General features: G+C 60.9%; 20 protein-coding genes. 16 read left to right on the plus strand and 4 right to left on the minus strand.

Annotated elements, in window-relative coordinates:
- The first annotated feature begins 81 nt into the window (after window positions 1-81).
- Genes FFI94_RS04355 through FFI94_RS04375 form a run of 5 tightly spaced genes read left to right on the plus strand, consistent with a single transcriptional unit; the run spans window position 82 to window position 4,503 of the window.
- Window positions 82-1,023, plus strand: a complete 942-nt coding sequence (locus FFI94_RS04355) for an ABC transporter permease (RefSeq protein ID WP_138871904.1) — start codon at window positions 82-84, stop codon at window positions 1,021-1,023.
- Window positions 1,020-1,913, plus strand: a complete 894-nt coding sequence (locus tag FFI94_RS04360; protein WP_138871905.1) for an ABC transporter permease — start codon at window positions 1,020-1,022, stop codon at window positions 1,911-1,913. The genes FFI94_RS04355 and FFI94_RS04360 overlap by 4 nt, the downstream gene beginning before the upstream one ends.
- On the plus strand, window positions 1,897-2,943 hold the full coding sequence (locus FFI94_RS04365; protein ID WP_138871906.1) for an ABC transporter ATP-binding protein: 1,047 nt from the start codon (window positions 1,897-1,899) through the stop codon (window positions 2,941-2,943). The genes FFI94_RS04360 and FFI94_RS04365 overlap by 17 nt, the downstream gene beginning before the upstream one ends.
- Entirely contained in the window at window positions 2,940-3,779 is an 840-nt protein-coding gene (locus FFI94_RS04370) for an ATP-binding cassette domain-containing protein (protein ID WP_138871907.1), read from the plus strand. Before FFI94_RS04365 ends, FFI94_RS04370 begins: the two co-directional genes overlap by 4 nt.
- A 10-nt stretch (window positions 3,780-3,789) precedes the next feature.
- A complete protein-coding gene (locus FFI94_RS04375) occupies window positions 3,790-4,503 on the plus strand; it encodes a hypothetical protein (protein ID WP_138871908.1) in 714 nt (237 codons plus the stop codon).
- Between the two features lie 6 nt (window positions 4,504-4,509).
- Here FFI94_RS04375 and FFI94_RS04380 read toward each other — a convergent pair whose 3' ends face one another.
- On the minus strand, window positions 4,510-5,238 hold the full coding sequence (locus tag FFI94_RS04380) for an IclR family transcriptional regulator (RefSeq protein WP_138871909.1): 729 nt from the start codon (window positions 5,236-5,238) through the stop codon (window positions 4,510-4,512).
- A 139-nt stretch (window positions 5,239-5,377) separates the two neighbouring features.
- On the opposite strand from FFI94_RS04380, the gene FFI94_RS04385 reads away from it, so the two are divergent.
- From FFI94_RS04385 to FFI94_RS04425, 9 genes are read left to right on the plus strand one after another with little or no spacing between them, the layout of a single operon-like run.
- Window positions 5,378-6,133, plus strand: coding sequence for a class II aldolase/adducin family protein (locus FFI94_RS04385; RefSeq protein WP_138871910.1), 756 nt, complete (start codon window positions 5,378-5,380; stop codon window positions 6,131-6,133).
- A gap of 45 nt (window positions 6,134-6,178) precedes the next feature.
- On the plus strand, window positions 6,179-7,357 hold the full coding sequence (locus tag FFI94_RS04390) for an acyl-CoA dehydrogenase family protein (RefSeq protein ID WP_138871911.1): 1,179 nt from the start codon (window positions 6,179-6,181) through the stop codon (window positions 7,355-7,357).
- A 39-nt stretch (window positions 7,358-7,396) separates the two neighbouring features.
- Window positions 7,397-8,536 (plus strand): acyl-CoA dehydrogenase family protein, encoded by a 1,140-nt coding sequence (locus FFI94_RS04395; protein WP_138871912.1) that lies wholly within the window; start codon window positions 7,397-7,399, stop codon window positions 8,534-8,536.
- A complete protein-coding gene (locus FFI94_RS04400; protein WP_185993118.1) occupies window positions 8,529-9,758 on the plus strand; it encodes a CaiB/BaiF CoA-transferase family protein in 1,230 nt (409 codons plus the stop codon). Before FFI94_RS04395 ends, FFI94_RS04400 begins: the two co-directional genes overlap by 8 nt.
- On the plus strand, window positions 9,755-11,026 hold the full coding sequence (locus FFI94_RS04405; RefSeq protein ID WP_185993119.1) for a CaiB/BaiF CoA-transferase family protein: 1,272 nt from the start codon (window positions 9,755-9,757) through the stop codon (window positions 11,024-11,026). The genes FFI94_RS04400 and FFI94_RS04405 overlap by 4 nt, the downstream gene beginning before the upstream one ends.
- Before the next feature lie 12 nt (window positions 11,027-11,038).
- Window positions 11,039-11,563: a MaoC family dehydratase N-terminal domain-containing protein gene (locus FFI94_RS04410; protein WP_138871915.1), complete on the plus strand. Its 525-nt coding sequence runs from the start codon at window positions 11,039-11,041 to the stop codon at window positions 11,561-11,563.
- Window positions 11,564-11,598: 35 nt separating this feature from the next.
- Complete coding sequence (locus tag FFI94_RS04415; RefSeq protein WP_138871916.1) at window positions 11,599-12,054, plus strand: MaoC/PaaZ C-terminal domain-containing protein; 456 nt, start codon at window positions 11,599-11,601, stop codon at window positions 12,052-12,054.
- Window positions 12,054-13,256, plus strand: a complete 1,203-nt coding sequence (locus FFI94_RS04420) for a thiolase family protein (RefSeq protein ID WP_138871917.1) — start codon at window positions 12,054-12,056, stop codon at window positions 13,254-13,256. The genes FFI94_RS04415 and FFI94_RS04420 overlap by 1 nt, the downstream gene beginning before the upstream one ends.
- Window positions 13,257-13,258: 2 nt before the next feature.
- Window positions 13,259-13,672, plus strand: a complete 414-nt coding sequence (locus FFI94_RS04425) for a Zn-ribbon domain-containing OB-fold protein (RefSeq protein ID WP_138871918.1) — start codon at window positions 13,259-13,261, stop codon at window positions 13,670-13,672.
- Window positions 13,673-13,700: 28 nt separating this feature from the next.
- Here FFI94_RS04425 and FFI94_RS04430 read toward each other — a convergent pair whose 3' ends face one another.
- Complete coding sequence (locus FFI94_RS04430; protein ID WP_138871919.1) at window positions 13,701-14,354, minus strand: PadR family transcriptional regulator; 654 nt, start codon at window positions 14,352-14,354, stop codon at window positions 13,701-13,703.
- A gap of 168 nt (window positions 14,355-14,522) precedes the next feature.
- On the opposite strand from FFI94_RS04430, the gene FFI94_RS04435 reads away from it, so the two are divergent.
- A complete protein-coding gene (locus tag FFI94_RS04435) occupies window positions 14,523-15,995 on the plus strand; it encodes a class I adenylate-forming enzyme family protein (protein ID WP_185993120.1) in 1,473 nt (490 codons plus the stop codon).
- Between the two features lie 16 nt (window positions 15,996-16,011).
- Here the strand turns inward: FFI94_RS04435 and FFI94_RS04440 are convergent, their stop codons facing one another.
- Together FFI94_RS04440 and FFI94_RS04445 are read right to left on the minus strand one after the other, a co-directional pair.
- Window positions 16,012-16,692 (minus strand): 3'-5' exonuclease, encoded by a 681-nt coding sequence (locus FFI94_RS04440; protein WP_138873593.1) that lies wholly within the window; start codon window positions 16,690-16,692, stop codon window positions 16,012-16,014.
- Window positions 16,693-16,797: 105 nt separating this feature from the next.
- Window positions 16,798-17,712 carry an SDR family NAD(P)-dependent oxidoreductase gene (locus tag FFI94_RS04445; protein ID WP_138871921.1) on the minus strand — a complete coding sequence of 305 codons (915 nt, stop codon included), beginning with the start codon at window positions 17,710-17,712 and terminating at the stop codon, window positions 16,798-16,800.
- Window positions 17,713-17,796: 84 nt separating this feature from the next.
- Between FFI94_RS04445 and FFI94_RS04450 the strand changes: the two genes are divergently transcribed.
- Window positions 17,797-18,414, plus strand: coding sequence for a TetR/AcrR family transcriptional regulator (locus tag FFI94_RS04450; protein ID WP_138871922.1), 618 nt, complete (start codon window positions 17,797-17,799; stop codon window positions 18,412-18,414).
- Window positions 18,415-18,445 lie beyond the last annotated feature (31 nt).

Raw genomic sequence — 18,445 nt, forward strand, 5'->3', positions numbered from 1 at the left:
CGACAGAAGGATTCACGTAGTCGCATCATCCGTGAGGGAACCGCCGACAAGACCGGCTGTAAGCGCCGGTGAGGGGTGCTTATGTTGCGTTACGCCGGGCGACGGCTGCTGGCGGCGGTGCCGCTGCTGTTGATCGTGCCCTTGATGATCTTCTTGCTGATCGATCTCGCGCCGGGGGATCCGGCTGCGATTCTTGCCGGCGATGATCCGACTCCGGAGCGGTTGGCGGAGATCCGGTCCACACTTCACCTGGACGACAACATCTTTGTGCGATACGTCCGGTGGGTGGGCGGTGTTCTGCACGGTGATCTGGGTACGTCGTTTCTGTCGAATCAATCTGTGACGGAACTGATTTTCCGCCGGATGGCGACGACGTTGTCGTTGGTGATTTTCGCGATGGTGCTCGCGGTGACGATCGGCCTGATCCTCGGTGTCGTGGCCTCGCTTCGTCCCGGCGGAATTGTCGATCGCCTGGTGAATGTGGTGGCGTCGATCGCAATTGCGATTCCCGCATTCTGGTTCGGTCTGGTGTTGGTGTCGGTGTTCGCGGTGACCAATCAGATTTTCCCGGCTTTCGGCTATGCACCGCTGTCCGACGGTTTTGTGCCGTGGATTCAGCACCTCATCTTGCCTGGCACAGCGTTGGCGTTGTTGCCCGCGGCGGAGGTGACCTTGCAGCTTCGGTCGTCGCTGGGGCAGGTACTCAAGAGCGACTACATTCTCAATGCGGAAGCAAAGGGCCTGGGACGCGGGACGGTTGTGTTCAAACACGGGCTCAAGAATGCGTGTATCCCGGTGGTCACGGTGCTCGGCTTCCGTGTTGCCGAGGTCTTGGGCGGGGCGGTGACTATCGAAATCATCTACAGCATGCCGGGGTTGGGCAGCTTGGCTGTCAACAGCGTCCAGAACCATGACATTCCGGTGTTGCTCGGGTTTGTCCTTTTCACCACCGTGGTGGTGGTGCTGGTGAATCTGATTGTCGACATTTCCTACGGCTACTTCAACCCTAAGGTTCGCGCATGACAGATCCGAAGGTAGTGACCACCAAATCCGAGACGGCGGAGCGGCCTGCGAGGGGACAAGGCTTGAAAGCTGTTCTGCGTAAGCCGGTGACGATGGTGGCAGGTATTTTCATCCTGCTCCTGGTGATCATGGCTGTGTTCGCCCCCATCCTGGCGCCGCACGATCCGTACGTGCAGGACCTGGTCAACCGGTTGCAGCCGCCCAGTGCGGATCATCTGCTCGGTACCGACGACTACGGCCGAGATGTGCTGAGCCGGTTGATCTACGGTGCGCGGATCTCGCTGACGGCGTCGTTGCAGGCGGTGAGCGTCGCGCTGATTCTCGGCCTTCCTCTCGGCGTCATCGCGGGGTATCGCGGCGGCTGGGTCGATTCGGTGATTACCCGGGTGATGGATGCGCTGATGTCGGCTCCGTCGCTGGTGCTGGCAATCACGATCGTCGCGGTCCTCGGTTCGGGAATCACCAACGCAATGTTGGCCATCGGTTTGGTCATGGCGCCCAGGTTTTTCCGTGTTGCTCGCGCATCGACGATGGATGTGCGACACGAGACGTACATCGAAGCTGCGATCGCGTTGGGGTGCCGGCCGGTGCGAACGATTGTCAGGCATATTCTTCCGAACGTGATGCCGCCGGTGGTGCTGGTCATCTCGGTCTCTCTCGGTGCTGCGGTCGCGGCGGAGGCGAGTTTGAGCTTCCTCGGTCTCGGGGCGAAGGCTCCGGCGGCGAGTTGGGGTTCGATGCTCAGCACGGCGGCGTCGAATATGCAGCTCGCACCGTACTTGGTGTGGCCTCCCGGTGTGATGATCTTTTTGACCGTCCTGTCCTTCACCTATCTGGGCGACGGTGTTCGCCGATCCTTGCTACGGAGTCGTAATGGTGACAATGACTGATCTGATGCGAAAAGAAGAGCTCGGTGCGAGTGCTGAACCGCTGTTGCGAGTTCGGGATCTGACTATCGAATTCCCGGGCAGCGGGGGGTGGCAGACGACGGTCGAGGGTGTCTCCTTCGATGTCGGTGCCGGCGAGTCGGTGGCGTTGGTCGGTGAGTCCGGATCAGGCAAGACGGTGTCCTCGCTTGCGGTGATGGGTTTGACGCAGGCTACCGGCGGCCGGATTTCGCGGGGTTCCATCGAATTCGACGGTCGTGATCTGACGAAGGTTCCGGAGCGGGAGTGGCGCAAGCTCCGCGGCACCGGGATGGGCATGATTTTTCAGCAGCCTATTCGCAGTCTCAATCCGGCCTACACGGTCGGTGATCAGATCGCTGAATCCGTGCGCAAGCACTTGGGTTTGAGTCGTAAGGAAGCAATGGCTCGGGCGGTGGAGATGCTCGAGTTGGTGCAGATTCCCCGGGCGAAGGAGAGGGTAGGCGATTATCCGCACGCGTTCAGTGGTGGCATGTGTCAGCGTGTGATGATTGCGATGGTGATGGCGTGTAATCCGCGGTTGCTGATCGCGGACGAGCCGACCACTGCGCTCGATGTGACGGTGCAGGAGAAGATCCTCGATCTGTTGCGGGATTTGCAGGAGCAGACCGGTGTGGCGTTGCTGTTCGTCAGTCACGATCTTGCGGTGGTGGCGGAATTGTGTCAGCGGGTGGTGGTGATGTATGCCGGTGAGATCGCGGAAAACGCTGCGGCAGAAGAAGTGTTCTTCCGTCCTCAGCATCCGTACACGTCGGGGCTGCTTGCCTCGATCCCGCAGCCGGGGCTCAATACCGATCGTCGGCTGCATGCGATCCCGGGGGGAATCCCGGCGGCGGCCGACTGGCCGACAGGTTGCCGGTTCTCGCCGCGTTGCCCTCATGCCACACCGGGAGTATGCGATGTGGAGCATCCTTCGATGGCGAGTGTTCCCACCGGAGAAGCGCGATGCCTGCGCGTGCAGGACCTCGATCTGCAGGGAGTGAGTGTGCGATGAGTCTTCTCGAAGTGAAGAACGTGTCGAAGTCGTTTGCGTCGGGACGCGACTTTCTCGGCCGCCGCACCAAGTGGTCGCATGCGGTCAAGGATGTCAGCTTCAGCCTCGAGGCCGGTGAATGTCTTGCCGTGGTGGGGGAGTCGGGTGCGGGTAAGTCGACGGTGGGCCGGATTGCGCTGCGGTTGATCGAGCCGGATACGGGTTCCATTACGTTCGACGGTGTTGATGTGCGGGCTGCAAAACCAGCCGAATTGCGTTCGATGCGCCGCGGTATGCAAATGATCTTCCAGGATCCGCACAGCTCCCTCAATCCGCGGATGACCGTCGTCGACGCCGTAGTAGAACCGCTGATGGTTCACACCGACATGGGTCGCGGTGAACGTGAGAAGTTGGCGACGGCAATGTTGGACAAGGTGGGGATCGGCTCCCGCTATTTCGGCCGATATCCGGCGGAGCTCTCGGGTGGTCAGCTTCAGCGAGTGGCGATCGCTCGCGCGTTGACTCTCAATCCGAAGATGATCGTGTGTGACGAACCCGTGGCTGCGCTCGATGTTTCGGTTCGCGCTCAAGTCCTCAATCTGTTGCGAGATCTCCAGGAGGAGTTGGGTCTTGCGTATCTGTTCGTGTGCCATGACTTGGCGTTGATCGAAGTGATCGCGGATCGCGTACTGGTGATGGCGCGCGGTGAGGTAGTGGAAAGCGGGTCGGTCGCGGACATCTTCCAAAGCCCGCAGCAGGAGTACACCCGAACATTGCTCGACGCCATACCGGTGCCCGTTCCACGTTCAGTCCGTGGGCAAGCTCGCGAGGTCGTCCGAGCCGAACCTGTCAGTTGAGGAGAATTCGATGACATCGCTACCAGCAGCAGTAACACCCGCGCAGTCACGAACCATACTGCGTACCACGGAGTCCGGAGACTTCCTGATGAGTGACTATCTGGGTGAGCATTCGGACGGGTCGGCAACCGAGGGCTTTCAGGCTTACCTTGTCGGTCAGAAGGCGCCGAAGCTTCGGCCGCATTATCACGAGGTAGATCAGTTTCAGGTAGTTCTCGACGGCAGTGGACGGTTGGGTAGGCACGCCATCGGTTCGGGCACTGTGCATTACAGCGATGCGTACACGGTGTACGGCCCGATCTTTGCCGACGCACCGGAGGGGCTGTCGTACTTCACACTTCGGCTCGACCCCGCCGCTGGATTGAACTACATGCCGGAATCGCGCGTGAAAGGTGAGACGCGTGCCGGAGAACATTTCACCTGTGCGATCGACGACGCCGCAGAAGTGAAAGGAAAGCTGGATCTGCTGGCGCGTACCAGACGCGGCGCCGCGGCATTCGGTGTTGCGCTCGAGCCCGGTGCAGCATTGACTGCCGATGCGCTGGCCGAATGTGTGGGCCAGGGGTATGCGGTGGTGTTGTCCGGCAGTGCCTCGTTCGGCGGCCGTACATTGCCGCCGGGAAGTCTCATTCCGTTCGAGTCCGCTAGTGCACTGGAGGGGCTTTCGGGACAGTCTGATCGCACGAACCTGGCCCTGGTCGTCTTTGCCGCACTGAGCAAGTGAATCCGCTCAGCGGGAGCCGCCGAGTTGATCCGCTGCTTCTCGGAGAAGCTCGCCGTACTGCGTGAAGTGCTCCTCGGTCAGCCGCATCGCGGGCCCGCTGATCACGATTGCGGCGAGTGGCGATCCCGACGCATCCAGTATCGCTGCGGCGAGGCTGGTCGATCCTTGTTGGACGGCTTCCGCGCTGGCAGCCCATCCGCGGCCGCGAATCTCCCGGTACTCCTCCTCCCCGAGAAGGAGATCGGGCTGACCCGAACTGTTCACGCGTTCTTCTTGCGACAGATACGCGTGGATGACCCGGCCCGCGGCACTTGCTTCGGGTACGTGTACCTGTCCGATCTTCAGACCGGTCCGAACCATGTGGGTACCTTCGACAACCCCGAGAACGATCATGTGTTCGTCCTCGGTGACCGCGAGATGCACTGTCTCGCCGGTGGTATCCCGGAGCCTCGTCATGACGGGTTGTGCTCGGGCTGCCAGGGACGAGCCGTTGTAGACCTGTCCGGCAACGACAACGCAACGGGTGGAGAGCTCCCATCGTGGCGGCGCCTCGCCGACGGGGTGGATCCATTGCGCTTCATGGAGAGTCGCCAGGGTGCGTTGCATGGCGCTTTTGTCGACGTCGAGTAGGCGTGAGAGCGCGGTCAGGCCGATCGGCTGGTGGGCGGCAACGGCTTCGATGACGCGAAGTCCACGCGTGAGTCCGCTGATTGTCTTGACTGCGATCTGAATCACCCCTAATGTAGAACACGAATTGATACATAGTATCACATAGCGATACATGCTGCGTTAGAGATACACACTGCGCGATGGTCTTTCCGAAGTTCTCCCTTTCTTTCCTGCTGGCGGTCCAGTGCACTACCGAGAGGTTGCTGTGAAGAAGTTCAAACCCACTGTTGATCAATTGATCCCGAACCTGACGCCGGCGGAGGAGATAGTCCTGCTCGCGCGCGCCTTGTGGACCGAGGGGTATCAGGATCATCTTGCCGGGCACATCACGTACAACCTCGGCGACGGCACCATGCTGTGCAATCCCTGGTTGCTCACCTGGGAGGAGATCCTCCCCGCCGACATCATTCGCATCGATATGGACGGCAATGTTCTAGACGGCGATTGGCCTGTCCCGCTGGGAATTCCCCTGCACCTCGCGCTTCACCGCGCTCGTCCCGATGTCGGCATCGCGCTGCACAATCATTCGGAGTTCGGAACGGTCTGGGCCGATCTGGGTGAGGTTCCACCTGCCTACGATCAGAGTTCGAGCCTCGGCGGCGGGGAGGTAGTGCTTGTCGACGAATACGACGGTGGCGTCGACAACATGGAGGCGGCCGAGGCGGCGATTCGGTCGATCGGGCCCGCTGATCGAGCGCTGCTCGCCGGGCATGGTGTCTTTGTCACGGGTGGCACTGCTGCCGCCGTCTACCTGCGGGCGGTCGCACTCGAACAACGTTGTAAGAATGCCTGGATGGTCCGAGTGGCCGGTGGACCGGAGAAGACAGCACTGCCCGACTGGTGGCTCGATCGAATGGCCGGTAGTGACGGAAACAGTTACCACGGCTTCTGGGAGGCTGCGGTGCGCGCTGCGTTGCGCTCGGATCCCGAACTGTTCGAGAGCCTGCAGGCCTCCCAATGAACGACCAAGGCTTTCAAGCTATCAGCTGCTCCGGAACGGATACTCATGGATTTTGAACTCGACGCAGATCAGCGAGCGTGGCGCGAGGAGATACGTGCGTTTCTTCGCGAAAATGTGACGCCGGAATTGCGTGCGGAAATGGCCGAACACGACCTGGAGTTCATAGGCGGGGAGCTCACTGCATTTCGGCGAAAGATCGGGGCAAAAGGATGGTTCGGGCTCAATTGGCCCACAGAGTTCGGTGGGCTTGGCCTCGGGGCGGTGTATCAGCATCTCCTGGTCAGTGAATTCGAGTACTGGGGCGTTCCGGGACCGGACTTGACGGTCACGTCGGTGGCACCGATGATCATGCGCCACGGCACGCAGCAGAACCGGGAGGAGTTCCTGCCGCCGATCGCCCGCGGTGAACTGACCTGCGCCGTGGGCTATTCCGAACCCAATGCCGGAACCGACCTTGCGAGTTTGAAGACCAAGGCGGTACGCGAGGGCGACGAGTGGGTGATCAACGGTTCCAAGATCTGGAACAGTATGGCGCAGCGCGTCACTCACGAATGGTTGTGTGTTCGCACCAACACCGAGGTACCCAAACACAAGGGAATCTCGGTGATCATCGTGCCGATCGACGCTCCCGGCGTCGTGATTCGCCCGATCACCGCGTGGTCCGGGTATCGAACCAATGAAACGTTCTTCGACAACGTCCGTGTCCCCGTGACCAACCTGATCGGTGAGGTCGACAAGGGATGGAAGTACATCACCGGCGCACTGGACCTCGAACGTGGTGCGCTCACGAATGCCGGCGACCTTCGTAGAGCTGTCGACGATCTTGTGATTCTTGCGCGCGAGATCCGCGAAGACGGAACAAGGCCGCTCGACAACGCAGATGTACGACGAAAGCTTGCTCAGTTGGACGCGGATGTCGAACTCGCGCAACTCATGGGTTTCGAAGCGTCGTCGCTGCTCGAGAGCGGAACCATTCCGTCCGTGCTCGTCAGCGTCGAAAAGGTCTTCTCCAGTGAACTCAGACAACGGATTGCCGACGTCGGAACGTCGATGCTCGGTCCGGCAGGTTTGATCGCGGGTACAGATTCACATGCAGTGATGGCGGGAAAGTTCGAGCGACTGTACCGCGCCGCGCCGTTGCTGCGATTCGGTGCCGGAGCCAACGAAGTTCTGCGAGATGTCATCGCACAGCGCGGGCACTCTTTGCCGAGTTACGGGCGCTGACATGATTTCGACAATCCTTGACGGCGTAGGAGTTCGCTGATGAAACTTGTTGCTACCCAAGACCAACTCGATCTGCAGGCGATGTCGGCTGCCGTCCTGGCCAAACAATGTCCGATCAGTCTGGTGCGTGAACTGGCAGAACCGATGTCCGAGAGCCATCCGGACAAGCTGATGACGGCGCTGGCCGAGGTTGGTGTTCTGGGATTGGCGATCGACGAAGAATACGGCGGCGGTGGAGCGAGCCTGTACGAACTCGGTGTGTTCTTTCGAGAGGCCGGACGGGTACTGTGCCCCTCGATCGTCTACAGCACAGTGCAATTCGGTATCGCTGTCGGGCGACTGGCCACGCCGGCGCAACGCAGCAGGTATCTGCCCGCATTGGCCGAAGGTCGACTCCGGGCCGGCGTTGCCGCCTGGAATCCCGGTGACGCCGGTGATATCCGACCGACGGTGACGGCAACCCCAGTTCAGGGTGGGTGGTTGCTCAACGGAACCCTGTCATTTGTCGTGAACGCTTCGGCGTCCGATGTGGTCCTCGTGACTGCTCGCACCGCGGTGTTCGCTGAACCGGAACGATTGATCTGCGCCTTCGTCGAGCCGACAGCCACCGGGTGGAATGCCGTCGCGTTGTCGAACATGTCCGGAGAGAGACTCTCTCGGGTCGACCTTGTCGACATCTTCGTCTCGGACGAGTCGGTATCGCTCGGGGTGAGCGGGAACGGGTTGGGCGTCGACGATCTTCGATGGGTCGCCAATGCGGCAGTGGCGCTCCAGTGTATGGAGATGGCCGGTGGTGGCGCCGCAGTTCTGGATCGCACCGTCGACTACATTGCCCAGCGCGAGCAATTCGGTCGATCGATCGGCAGTTTCCAAGCCGCGCAACACATTGTCGCCGATATGCACATCGCACTCGAAGGTGCCCGCTTGGCTGCCGCACAAGCGGTGTGGTGGGTGGCTCGCGGCGAATCCGCCACTCGTGCGGTCGCGATTGCAAAAATGCAGTGCAACGAAGCTTACAAGCGCGCGACGCTCGACGCACATCAATTGCACGGTGGCATGGGATACGTCCTCGAAACCGATCTGCATCTGTGGTCGGAGCGGGCAAAGGTCACCGAAATCCGCTACGGCACAGCAGATGTTGCTGCGGGCTGGCTGCAGAAGGAGCTGAATCTTGCCTAGCGAGGCGAAGCCGGAACCGCGGCAGGCACTTCAGGATCTCCGGATCGTGGATTTGTCGAGATGGGTGGCAGGCGAATACGCAACGAAGATGTTCGCAGATTTTGGTGCGGACGTTGTCAAGGTCGAAAAGCCGGAGACCGGCAGTCTGACGCGGTCATGGGGGCCGTTTCCCGACGATGTTCCGAACGTCGAGCGTAGTGCTCTGTTCCTGCATCTGAACACCAACAAGAAATCGCTTGTCCTCGACCTGAGCTCGGATTCCGGGCGTGAGGCTCTCCTGAACCTCGTGGACACGGCGGACGCGGTGGTGGAGTCTTTCCGGCCCGGGCAGCTGGAGAAATTGGGCCTGGGGCCGGACGTGCTCCAGGCGCGCAACCCCTCGCTGGTGATCACGCGAATCAGTGCGTTCGGCCAGACCGGACCGTACCGGGATCGTGAAGCGAGCGGCCTGGTCCTGCAGGCTGCCGGTGGTCCGATGAATGCAACCGGCGCGGCTGATCGCGCGCCGTTGCGCAAACCGGGACTGCTCGAGCACTACACGATCGGCCGTACGGCCGGCGAAGCAACGATGGCCGGAATTTTCAGCGCGAAGCGCACGGGAAAAGGTTCGGTGATCGACGTGTCCGGGCAGGAGGTTCTGCTTTCCGGCGCCGATCGGCGAGCGTCGTATCTGGTCTCGGCAGCGTATTCCGGCATGAATGCTCCACGCGGAGTTCGAAGCCCGCATCGGCACGGCGTGACGTTCACCGGGCCGTTCCGGGCGAAGGACGGATTCGTGATGCTGTACGTGACCAATCAAGCGTTCTGGAATCGATTGGTCGACATCGTCGGTGAGCACGACAGCGAATTCCATGCGCGGTATCACGGGCGCGAGACGATCATGGGAACCGACCGTGACGAGTTCATGGGCTATGTCACCAAGTGGTTCGCGCAGCGACCGAAAGTCGCGATCATGGAACAGTGCGAGGCGGCCCGTATTCCCGTCACGGCGTATCTCGACGTCTCGGAATTGTTGAGTCACGATCACTTTCGTAGCCGAGGCGCGTTTGTCCGTGGTTCGCACCCGGTCGCGGGAACATTGGAGTACACCGGTGCCCCGTGGCGGATGGCCAACGGGTACCGGTTACGTCATACCGCACCGACTCTCGACCAGCACGGTCCACAGATCCGTGAGTCGCTGGCACAGACAGAGTCGCTGGCACAGACAGGGGAGCGATCGTGAGTTATCCGCTCGAAGGAATTCGTGTTGTCGACTTGACGGTTGTCTGGTCCGGACCCGGTGGGACAGCGATGCTGGGGGACTTGGGTGCCGAAGTGATTCGGGTGGAAGGGAACAACCGCGTCAGCCGGCAAGTATCGGCAAAGACCACGAAGGAATCGATCGCGCAGACCGGCTATCACGGCGGGACCTATCCGGAGAAGGATCCCGGCGAGCGGCCGTACGACCGCACAGCTCTGTTCAATTGGCATTCCCGGAACAAACTTTCGGCGTGCATGAATCTCGATACCGAAGCGGGACACGCAGCGGTGATCGAACTGATCAAGGTCAGTGATGTTCTGGTGGAGAACAATTCCAACGGCACTCTGGAAAAGTTGGGTCTCGGACATGAGCGTTTGCTCGAACTCAACCCTCGTTTGATCGTCGCTCGTATGCCTCCCCTCGGGATGACCGGACCGATGAGTGACTATCTCGGTTACGGGCCCAATTTCAATTCGCTCGTGGGGATCGCCGCAATGGACGGATACGAGGGTGAGGAAGCCGACTCGGCCGGCGAGAATTACCACATGGATGAGGCAGCGCCGGCGGGATTGGCCTTTGCTGTGATGGCCGCGTTATGGGACCGCGAGCACACCGGCGCCGGGGGACTTGTGGAGTTTGCGCAGGCGGAGAACGTCATGGCGGAGATCGGGGAATTTGTACTCGACGCTCAGGTAAACGGCAGAGTTCCGGAGATCCTCGGCAACTCCGATCCTCATGTGCTGCAGGATGTTTTCCTCAGTGCCGATGAGGACCGTTGGGTCGCAATATCTGTACGCAGCGATCGCGAGTGGACGGCATTGGCCGCAGTGATCGGCGGGGACGAACTTGCCGAACTTGGCGCCGATGCGGTCGCAAGACGGACCAACTCCGCGTCGATCAGGGATCGAATCGCGAATTGGGCACGGTCCAGGTCGGCCGCCGAGATCGTTTCGGTGTTGCAGGATTGCGCCGTTCCCGCGGGTGAGGTGATGAGAGAAACCGGATTGCTCGAGGACGACCACCTACGCGAGCGTGGCTGGTTCCAGGAGCGAACACACCCGTCCGTGGGAACCTATCGATATCCCGGACATCCCTGGCGGGTGGAGGGATTCGATCTGGCATTCGGGCGAGTGCTCCCGGGGTTCGGTGAGGACAACGAGTACGTCTACAAGAAGATTCTCGGCTATTCCGATGAGAAGTACGCAGAACTCGAGAATTCCGGACTGGTCACAGACCATCAAATAGCATGAGAGAGAAAGAATATGACTGAAAACGTAGCCGTGGTTCCGGATTCGGAATCTCTGATCCCCTCCGCTGTTGCCGATCGGGTCGGGGAAGTGGTCTCGAGGGCGACAGGAGCTGTCGTTGCGCGAGATTGGCAACGGTGGGCGGTGTCTGTCGGCGAGACCAACCCGCTGTACTTCGATAGTGCCTATGCCCGTGAGCACGGCTATCGCGATGTTGTTGCCCCACCGCTGTATTTGCAGTACGCGATTCTCGGGGTGACGCCGATACCGGAACTGCGGGTAGACGGGTCATCCGGGGCTGCCTCCGGGAATCTGGTTTTCCCCTTGTGTCCCAAGCGGATGGCCGGCGGCGAGAACACCACTTTCCTTCGGTCAGCCTACGACGGCGACGTGATCACCAGTGTGCGCGTCGTGGATTCGGTGGTCGAGAAGCGCGGTCGGTCCGGCCGGTTCGTGCTGGTGACGTGGAAAACCACGTACACCAATCAGAATGACGAGGTTGTGGCCGAAGCGACGACCTCGATGATCGCCCGTCCGTAGCTCGCCCTGCCGTATCCCGCAGAAAGATGAAAGTTATGTCACCGCAAGTGTATTTCGACGACATCGAGACCGGCGACACGATTCCGGTGTTGGCTGTCAGTGTCACTCAACTGCAGATGTTCCTCTTCAGTGCAGCGACGTACAACGGGCACCGCATCCACTACGACCGGAGTTGGGCCGTCGACGTCGAGGGCTATCAGGACGTCGTAGTGCAGGGGCCGCTCCAGGCGGCGCTTCTGGCGCGCGTTGTCACCGACTGGATCGGTGGCGCTGGATCATTGGTGAACTTCTCGGCCTCGAACCGCGCCGTAGCCTTTCCCGGCGAGCCGTTGGAATTCACGGGAACAGTGACCGGCAAGCGCGACGAGAACGGCAGAGCGTTGGTCGATCTGGACCTTGCGGGAGTGCGTGGCGGTGAGGTGCTGATGCCGGGAACTGCGACAGTACTGCTGCCGCGTCGGGGCACTGCCACCTCGGCCGGAGTGTCCTGATGGCGGGACTGCGCGGCGAGGCTGCCATCGTCGGATTCTGTGAACTGCCGGCCCAGCGTAAGCAGACCCGACCGGAGTTGTTCACCATCGAGCAGTGGGCAATGCTCTCGAAGCTGGCAATTGAGGACGCGGGGCTGGAGGCGTCACAGATCAATGGTCTTGTCACGCATGGTATTGCGGAATCCGATATGTTTGCTCCGGCCACACTGTCCGAATATCTCGGGATTCCCCTGAACTTCGGTGAGCGAGTCGACCTCGGCGGTGCAACGGCAGCGGGGATGGTGTGGCGAGCTGCCGCAGCCGTCGAACTCGGTATCTGCGACGCGGTGTTGGTTATTGTTCCTGGGTCGTACATGACACCGAAATCTCGGATTCAGCCCGCGGCGGATCCGGGGTATCTCGGTGCCTCGAGTGGCAAGTTCGGTTCTCCTCAAGCCGAATTCGAGATTCCGTTCGGTAATCTCGGGCAGAACGCGCCGTATGCTCAGATTGCTCGGCGGTACGCGGCGGAATTCGGGTACGACGAGCGCGCCACTGCAAAGATCGCGGTGGACCAGCGAACCAACGCCTGTAGTACTCCGGGAGCGGTGTTCCACGGAAAGCCGATCACCATCGACGATGTCCTGGCGAGTCCGATGATCGCCGATCCCATTCGGATGCTCGAGGTCGTGATGCGGGTTCAGGGTGGCGCGGGCATTGTCGTGGCGAACGCTGATATCGCCCGTCGCGGCCGTAACCGTCCGGTCTGGGTCAAGGGGTTTGGCGAGCACCTGTCGTTCAAGACGCCGACCTATGCAGACGACATGGTGCGCACGCCGATCGCGAAGGCTGCGGACACGGCATTCGACATGGCTGGAATCTCGCGATCAGCGGTGGATGTGGCTTCGATTTACGACTGCTACACGATCACGGTGGTAATGAGCCTCGAAGATGCAGGCTTCTGCGAGAAGGGGAAAGGCATGGAGTTCGTGTCGTCGAGAGACCTGACCTTCCGCGGCGACTTCCCGGTGAATACCGCGGGCGGCCAATTGTCCTACGGGCAAGCGGGAATGGCGGGCGGAATGCATCACGTGTGTGACGGTGTGCGTCAGGTGATGGGCCGATCCGGAGCGGCGCAGGTCGAGGACTGCAATACCGCGTTCGTGACGGGGAACGGCGGCATCATGAGTGAGCAAGTTGCACTGATACTCCAGGGAGACTAGGCATGTCGAACGAAAAGCCGTTTCCGGAACCGACGCCGGTGTCCGCACCGTTCTGGAATGCTCTGCGAGAGCGCAAGATAAAGATCCAGTACTCACCCTCGTCGGACGATTTTGTCTTCTATCCGCGTTTGCTGGCGCCGCGCACGTTGGCTGACGACCTCGAGTGGCGTGAGATCAGTGGATTGGGCACGCTCTACACCTATACGGTGGCTGACCGTCCGACGGCACCGCCGTGGTCGGATGCGTTGCCGCAGTTGTTGGCAGTGGTGCAGTGGGACGAGGGGCCGCGGTTCAGTACCGAACTGGTCGAGGTGGGCGATCGCGAGCTCAGCGTCGGTATGCGGGTGGAACCCGTGTTCTGTGACTATCCGGATCGTGACATCACTCTGCTGAGATACCGGCCTGTATCGCTCTGACACATTCGGTGCCAGAGCGATCCGAGCATTAGTCTTCGTGTTTGCGGAGCTCGTCCGGAGTGCGGGGTTCAGGCTTTTTCCGGCGTGCTTTTCCGGCGCTGGTTTTGTCAGATCCGAGTCGAGAGATGTTCTCCAACATCCAGTTTGCTCGGTCACGCTCTGATTCGTAGTACATCTCCGACCAACGCAGCACCAGTTCGGGATATGCCCATCCAGCTTCCTCGGATGCGCCTTCGGCATCGGCAATTGCGCGGATGCGCATCTTCTCGGACTGGTCGCGGTGTTCGGTAAGTACCGATTGCAGTTTGTCGGGGTCGGCTAGATGGCCGAGCCACATCCTGAGCATCACGCCGTGTTTGAGCACTGCGGGTTCGACCGGCGATTCGTTTGCCCACGTCGCTACCGCGTCGGTTCCGGCTGGAGTGATCGCGTACAGGCGCTTGCTCTTGACGTCGTTTGTGCTCACCACGCGGGAGGTGGCGTAGCCGTGCGCCTCGAGATTGCGTAGTTCACTGTAGATCTGGCTGTACGACGGTGCCCAGTAGAAGAACCGCAGGCTCCAGTCCGCCCATTTCTTGAGGTCGTAACCGGAGAGTTCGGATCCGAATGACAGGAGGCCAAGGACGGCCCAGCTTGTCGGTCGCAGAGTGGGCGCGTCTGCGGATGTTTTGTCCTTTGCCATGGTCGAAAGGTTACCTGCCGGTAGACCACAAGAGAGTATTTCGGTTAGAAATATGCTGAAAAGTAGTGCGGGAAGGTACGTATGAACGGCTCTCTGCGCCCCGGTCCCGGGGAACCACTCAGCGGGAGAGGTGCCAAGCCTACGTCGGCCGAATGTTTCAATGCAGACATGCCGCGTGATCTTTTGGTACCGACGCTCGACGCGCTCTGCCTGGACTTGGCGCAGCGGTGCGGAGACCGAGTGGCATTGCTCGACGGCAGCCAGGAGATCACGTACGGCGAACTGACGGACCACGCGCTGAGGGTGGCGACTGTTCTTGCGGATGCGGGCGTGCGACCGGGCTCGCGGGTGGTCCTCAGCGGCCGCAACACCACCGACTGGGTCTGTATCGCCCTCGGGATCCTGTGCGCTGGGGCGACTGTTGTTCCGGTGGGCCATGGCGTCAGCGACATCGAGTATTCACGAATTCTCGATGTCACAGAACCAGCCCTCGTAGTCGACGAACCACGGATCACCGGGATCATGGCAGCCGCCGGAGTCGCCACCCCTGATCCCGATCGGCCGGCTGCGAGTCCCGACGATGTTGCGGTGATTCTCTCGACCTCCGGTTCGACCGGAGTGTCCAAGCAGGTTCCCATGACCCACGGACAGCTGTCGCGGTTGTACTCGGCAGTGGCGCAGCGACTCGAATTGACCAGTGCGGATCGGGTGATCGGTGCCGTCCCGTTTGCACATTCGTTCGGTTTCAACGGCGTGCTGCTGACCGCGATGTGCGCCGGAGCCTCGGTGCGCGTCGTCGAACAGTACGACAGAGCCGACCTGGCCGACGTGATAGTCCGTGACCGCGTCACCGTGGTGATGGGGCCACCGACAATTCTCTTCGACCTGGTCGGCAGCGGCCGCGACGACATCGGGTTGGTATGCAGGATGGCGGTGAGCGGCGGTTCCGAAGTGCCGCTCGACCGTATGCGCGGAGCGTGCCGCGAACTCGGAATCGTGAACATGGTTGTCGGCTACGGACTTACCGAAGCGTGCGGGACCGTCGCCATGGGCAGTATCACCGAGGGCGAATCAGGTTCGCTCGCGATGTTGACCCCCGTCGACGGACTCGAGATCCGGATTGTCGACGACTACGGCTATCCGCTTCCCCCCGACGAGGACGGCCACGTGCTCTGTTCCGGGTACAACATCATGCACGGATACCTCCGAGCCGGAGACGATCCGGAATCAACGCTCGACGACGCGGTAGACGGTGACGGTTGGTTGCGAACCGGCGACATCGGTTGGTCGGACGACGAAGGACACCTGTACATCGTCTCGCGGTCAAAGGACACGGTGATTGTCAGCGGATTCAACGTGTACCCCCAAGAAGTCGAGACGGTGTTGATGGAGCACCCGTTGATCCTCGAAGTCGCAGTGATCGGTGTGGCCGACGAACGGCAAGGTCAGCGGCTGGTTGCCTGCATCATCCCGGTCCACGGACACTCCGTCGATTCGCAGGATCTGATCGAATTCTGCAAAGAACGGTTGAGCGCCTACAAGGTGCCGCGCATCTTTGTCGAGTTGGAGATGTTCCCGACAACGCACACCGGAAAACGATCACGTGAAGAACTACGCAAGCAGATTTCGCAGCGATTATGACCCGCGTGTACGGGCATCACGCAATGAAATGAATAGGCCACTGGCCGTTTACATCTGACACGTCTTTCCCCTGGCTGCTCAGGAATTCGGCAAAATCACGTTGCCGTTCGGCGTGCCACTGTGCCTGATCGACCATGAGATCAAGATCGTTGATCTCCGGAAAACGCACCGCCAGTTCTTGTGCGAGAGCGGCAGCGGCCATCGCATCTGCCTCTGCCTCGTGTGCGGATTCGAGGGTAATTCCGTAGAACTCGCAGACCGCAGACAGTGTTCGCTTCCCCTTGCGGAACTTGTCCATCGCGCGATCGATGACGTACGGGTCCACAACCATCCCGGGAACCAGCGCGGGCTTACCGATTCGTAGACCTTCGGAGTGCATGACCGTGAGGTCGTAGGACGCGTTGAACGCAACAACCGAATGATCACGGGCCCACGAATTGTGGAGAGCCTCACGGATCTCCTCGTACCCCTCGGCGTAGTCCTGGCCGTGCTCGGCCGCATGCTCGGTGGTGATGCCGTGGATGGCGATGGCACCGGCCGGAATATCGACGCCCGGGTTGAGTAACCAGGTGCGGGTCTCCACACTCGAACCGTCCACGACGGCAACACACGCGCTGACGATCCGGGCAGTGGATGGATCGCGCCCCGTGGTCTCGAGGTCGAACGCGCAGATCGGGCGATCGGACCAGTTGTTCATCGGGGGCCTTTCGGTGTGCAAGTTCATGTCCGGTTCACTATGCACGCAGGCACCGACAAACAACTGGCCCGCCGACAATCGGAGTAGCGGCCTCGTCGATGTCGTTCAGGCGGAAGGTTGCTCGGCTACTGCCTTCTCCACGAATCGGCGCGTCTGATCGAATGCCGCGGCAACCTGGACCGAGTTGGTCATGTCACTGATTTCGGCCCAGCGTTCGGCGACAACCTCGGGCGAGAGCGCATCCCGCGGGATGTAGACACCCTGTGACTCCTCCATGCGGGCAATCGCGAACACACCGGCGCCCGCGCTGAGGATCGTCTTGGTGGGGGCGTCGTCGGAGACCATGAACAGCGCGCCGGGTGAAATCGACTCGGGAGCAAGGAGTGCAAGGGTTTTCTCGTCGAGGAGGTCCTCGGTCATGCGAGTAGCCGCAGTGGGGGCAAGGGAGTTCACGCGAATGCCCTTGCGCTCGCCTTCGATGGACAACACGTTCATCAAACCGACGACGCCAGACTTGGCGGCACCGTAGTTGGCCTGGCCGAAGTTGCCGTAGATACCCGACGCGGACGTGGTCATGAGAATGCGGCCGTAGTTCTGCTCGACCATGTGCGGCCAGACGGCTTTGGACACGATGACGGAACCCATGAGGTGAACGTCGATGACCTTGCGGAAATCGTCCAGTTCAGCCTTCACGAACGACTTGTCGCGCAGGATGCCGGCGTTGTTGATGAGAATATCGACGCGGCCCCACTTCTCGATCGCAGCGGCGACCATGGCGGCAACTGCGTCGGCGTCGGTGATGTCGCAGTGGTCCGCAAGTGCTTCACCGCCGAGAGCCTCGATCTCGGCGACTACCTTTGCGGCTGCGGTATCGGCGCCGCCACTGCCGTTGACGGATCCGCCCATGTCATTGACAACAACGCGTGCGCCGCGCGCGGCAAGCGCCATGGCGTGTGCTCGGCCGAGGCCACCGCCTGCGCCTGTGATGATCGCGACCTTGCCTGAGAAATCCAGTGACATGGGAAAAACCTCTCTGATCTGGGATACTACTGAGTATTACTATGTCAAAGTGTGGAAACAAGTCAAGGCAGTGAAGGGTGAACGATGAGTGCTGACGCACCGGATATGCGCTCGGTGATCATCGAGACGGCCGCAGACGCATTTGCGGCGGACGGATATGCCGCCACGACCATCGACGACCTCGCCGATCGCGTCGGCGCTACCAAAGGTCTTGTCTACTACCATTTTCGGTCGAAGTTCGATATCTACCTGGCTATTTTCGAGCAGGGCATGAACAGGCTCCGCGCGGAAGTCGACCGAGAAGTGGCGGCGGGCGGCACCGGATTGGTCAAGCTGACGGCGATGTCGCGGGCCCATCTGATCAATCTGATGACGCACCTCGGACATCACCATGCAATTCACCAGGGCGTGCGGGGGCAGATGAATTCGGCACTCAAACTTCGCCAACAGCAGGCGCTCGTCGAACTCAACGACCTCCGGTTGGGCTACGAGAAACTCTTCGAACAGGTGATGATCGACGGAGTCGCCGACGGGTCGATCCGCGCGACGTCACCGCGGATGGCGGCAAAAGTGCTGCTCAGCAGCCTTAACGGTATCGATCTCTGGTATCGCCGTCGCGAAGGCCAGTCGCTCGCGGAAACCGAGGCGTTGGCCGACGAGATCGTCGAACTCTTGATCGGCGGGTTGCGCGCGCCGCACTAGCGCGCCGCCAGACTGTCCGTAGAACCGGCTG

This window comes from Rhodococcus sp. KBS0724 (assembly GCF_005938745.2).
In the GTDB taxonomy this organism is placed as follows: Bacteria; Actinomycetota; Actinomycetes; order Mycobacteriales; family Mycobacteriaceae; genus Rhodococcus_F.